Annotated in this window: 6 protein-coding genes; 4 read left to right on the forward strand and 2 right to left on the reverse strand. The window is 61.6% G+C overall.

The features are described 5' to 3' along the window. Nucleotides 1-105: 105 nt before the first annotated feature. The 3 genes from J8I34_RS35670 to tnpA all read left to right on the forward strand — a co-directional run bounded on the left by J8I34_RS35670 (nt 106) and on the right by tnpA (nt 1500). Nucleotides 106-285, forward strand: a complete 180-nt coding sequence (locus J8I34_RS35670; RefSeq protein WP_209808493.1) for an AbiH family protein — start codon at nt 106-108, stop codon at nt 283-285. Then, the gene (locus J8I34_RS35775) at nt 246-518 is read left to right on the forward strand and encodes an AbiH family protein (RefSeq protein ID WP_500784450.1); all 273 of its coding nucleotides are present in this window, start codon (nt 246-248) and stop codon (nt 516-518) included. The genes J8I34_RS35670 and J8I34_RS35775 overlap by 40 nt, the downstream gene beginning before the upstream one ends. Before the next feature lie 469 nt (nt 519-987). Next, nucleotides 988-1500 carry an IS66-like element accessory protein TnpA gene (tnpA, locus tag J8I34_RS33560; protein ID WP_209808495.1) on the forward strand — a complete coding sequence of 171 codons (513 nt, stop codon included), beginning with the start codon at nt 988-990 and terminating at the stop codon, nt 1498-1500. Between the two features lie 70 nt (nt 1501-1570). Here the strand turns inward: tnpA and J8I34_RS33565 are convergent, their stop codons facing one another. Together J8I34_RS33565 and J8I34_RS33570 are read right to left on the reverse strand one after the other, a co-directional pair. Then, nucleotides 1571-1996 (reverse strand): lytic transglycosylase domain-containing protein, encoded by a 426-nt coding sequence (locus J8I34_RS33565; RefSeq protein WP_371748203.1) that lies wholly within the window; start codon nt 1994-1996, stop codon nt 1571-1573. Between the two features lie 41 nt (nt 1997-2037). After that, on the reverse strand, nt 2038-2529 hold the full coding sequence (locus tag J8I34_RS33570) for a hypothetical protein (RefSeq protein ID WP_209808496.1): 492 nt from the start codon (nt 2527-2529) through the stop codon (nt 2038-2040). 179 nt (nt 2530-2708) lie between these two features. Here J8I34_RS33570 and J8I34_RS33575 point away from each other — a divergent pair. After that, nucleotides 2709-2951, forward strand: a 243-nt coding sequence (locus tag J8I34_RS33575) for a hypothetical protein (protein ID WP_209808498.1), incomplete at its 3' end; no start/stop codon positions are given.

Consider the following 2951-nt stretch of genomic DNA (forward strand, 5'->3'; position numbering starts at 1 on the left):
TGTAAGGAGTCCTCAGATTAACGATTCAGCAAGTCGTCGCGCTGACGTCCACTGCCGGTATTTCAGCAGCCTGCTAGCCGCATTGCAGGTCGGGGAGCCGTAAGTATGCCCGCGAATTCCAAGCTATACCTGATCGGAAACGGTTTTGATTTGCTCCATGGTAGTCGGTCGTTCTTCGAGGATTTTGCGCGCTATGCGCAACGAAATCATCCGGTGGTCGCCGAGGCAATCGAGCATATCTTCCGGTGGTCGGCGAGAACTGGTGGAACCTGGAGGCATCCCTAGCCGAGCTCGACTACGAGAGCGTGGTAGACGACTGTGGAATCTTTGTTCCGTCGTACAGCGCGGATGACTTCAAGGCAGGCGATTTTGAAGTGGAAGTTGTTCGCATAGCGAACGCCCTATCCGCGGAACTGCGCGGCGCGTTCAGCGCTTGGATACATTCGGTCCAAATACCTGACTTCAGTCCGGCGTGCATCGCACTCGACCCTCGATCTCTCTTTCTTAGCTTTACGTAAATCAGCGCACGAGTCATCGTGGCGTTTGGTGAGTGCGTTGTCATAGGTGTGTCCATGATTCGCACAAAAAATCCCGCACCGGCGAGCCGGTGCGGGGTGAAGACTCGGAGACGAGTTGATTAAGTCATGAAGAGCGCCCCCGCACTCCATGACTTAATCAACCTTACCACGCCAGCCAGCCCGTCCGCTGGACCTATGCGAAGTCATGCCGTGCTCGCGCGAAATAGCGGGCCTGTCGCATTCATCGAACTTTTCGTTCGCACGGGCCATCTACGTGGCGGTGCGCTGGCGCAGCACGCCGGTGCTGGTGTGCAGTTCGAGGTCGAGACGGCCGGTCTGGCGCTGCAGTGCCTGGGCCGCGTTGCGTACCTAGTGTGCAGATGGTTGGTAAGCGCGAAATTTGCCGCACATAGCGCCGGAAGGCCAGACGGCGCAGGATTGTGTCCACTGTTTTTAGCGGACACAAGTCATGGACCAGAGCGATTTGGATTTCTTGCCGCTGCGGGCGATCAACGTCGGCGCCAACGGCAAGCGCAGCTTTGACAAGGGCGACAAGCGACGGTTGGTTGAAGCTTGCCTGCAGCCGGGGGTATCGGTGGCTGGCATGGCAATCAAGGCCGGGGTGAACGCGAACCAGTTGCGCCGCTGGATCGAACAGCACAAGGCGGAACAGAAAGACGCTGATGGCACGATGGATGCCATCGAAAGTGCGCCGGCGGCGTTCGTTCCCGTGGTGGAAGTTCACGCAGCCGGCCCCAAGGCCGGAGCGGAGCTGCCAACCGTGCCTGAGCCACTGCCTGTGCGAACGTTGCAACCGCCGCAGCCATTGCCTGCGCGCCTGGTGGCGCGGTTGCTAAACGGTGTGAGCGTTGAGCTCGAATGCTCGGGGCAGGATGCCACGCTGGTAATGGCGACCATCGAAGCACTGGGCCGTCTGCGAGGCATGCACCGCCGGCACAAGGATCAGGCCGCTCACCAGTGATGCGGCGACGGCAAAGCGAACGGTTCGGTTGGATTGGCACATAGCTATGCGTTCGGTTGAGGTGAAGGAACTACCGCAATGCGGCGCGCTGCAGCGCCTGCCACCGCGCATGAATCTGGTTGGCGTAGCGCAACTGCTTGTCAGGTGAGGATGCGTTGTAGGCCCCGACCGCCTTCCACGTTGGTCCGAAGCGCTGGATGTTCTCGCGCAGAATCCACGCGCCGACGTAGGCATTGATGCACCCATCAAACAGGTGGGCGCGCGTGATCCCGTACCTGCCCAGGCGCGGCAGGTGGATCGAGTTGATCTGCATGAGGCCGATATCCTCCGAACCGTTGCCATTCCGATTCGTGACCCACGGACGCATGCCCGACTCCTGCAACGCGATGCTTCGGAGCAAGGAGGGGCTGACCCCATGGAACGTCGCGGCATCGTCGAGGCAGTCAGCGCTTGCCACGCCGATCCACGCGAGCGTACCGATGATGGCTATCACCACGCCCCCGAGGCATCGGCCGATGGCAGGTGCGATGGGCGGCGTCACGACGAGCTGCCTGCGCGATCGCTAAAGCGGACCGACCGGGAACGCGTGACCGTCACTTCGAAGCCGTCCGCGTCCACGACGAAGGTGTCCCCTATTCCATTGACGCGGTAGTAGCGGCCCTTCTGCTGGCCCTTCACGATCCTTCCATCAACTCGCACAGTCACCTTCTTGGTCCCATCGCCAACGCGCAGATACGTACTCCCTCGCTCGGAGAAGACCTGGTCGAGCCCCGCCGCGTTCTCGGCCGGGAAGTGAAAGGTGTCCGCAACTTCCCGCGTAACGATCGCACTAGAGCGCCCATCCCGGACGAGGAATGTAAGCGAGGGGTCGATCGTCATGACACCCGTGCGATCGTCCCAGAAAGACGCCAGGCGCTTCCCAGTCTCGGTCGCAAACTGAATACCGCCGCTCGGTCGCACCGGGAAGCGGATCTGGATTGAGCCATTGGTGCCTTCGCGAATGCCATCGGCGCCGAAAGCCTTAGCCAAATATGAGACGTCGGAACCATCTCGATTCTCGCTCGCTGCCGGTGCGGCACCCTCCGGTGAGGCAGGCCCACCCGGGGCTGCCGCCGATCGGGCCGCACCAGACCGCAAGTCCCGTGCACCATCATTGCTTGCATCCGTGGTGACCGCGTCGGTGGAGGTTGCGCCGGCAGGCTTGAAGGATGAATCCCGTCCGCCAGCAGATCACGTCGAGGCACGGCATCGCCCGCCAGCGGCTGATGAAGCGGGGATGCTGCCTGATACCGGCTTTGCGTTGCGCCGTAAGCGGGCGCACTGGCGGGGCCGGAGGGCAGCCCAATGTGTTTTACCTGAAGCGAGATCGATCCGATCCGAGCTACGAAGGACTCAGGGATACCGGGCAGACGCAGGTATGGACCGTCCGCGGTGGCACCTGCTACCTGCGT

Origin of the sequence: Cupriavidus phytohabitans, from assembly GCF_017815025.1 — a bacterium.
GTDB lineage: Bacteria > Pseudomonadota > Gammaproteobacteria > Burkholderiales > Burkholderiaceae > Cupriavidus.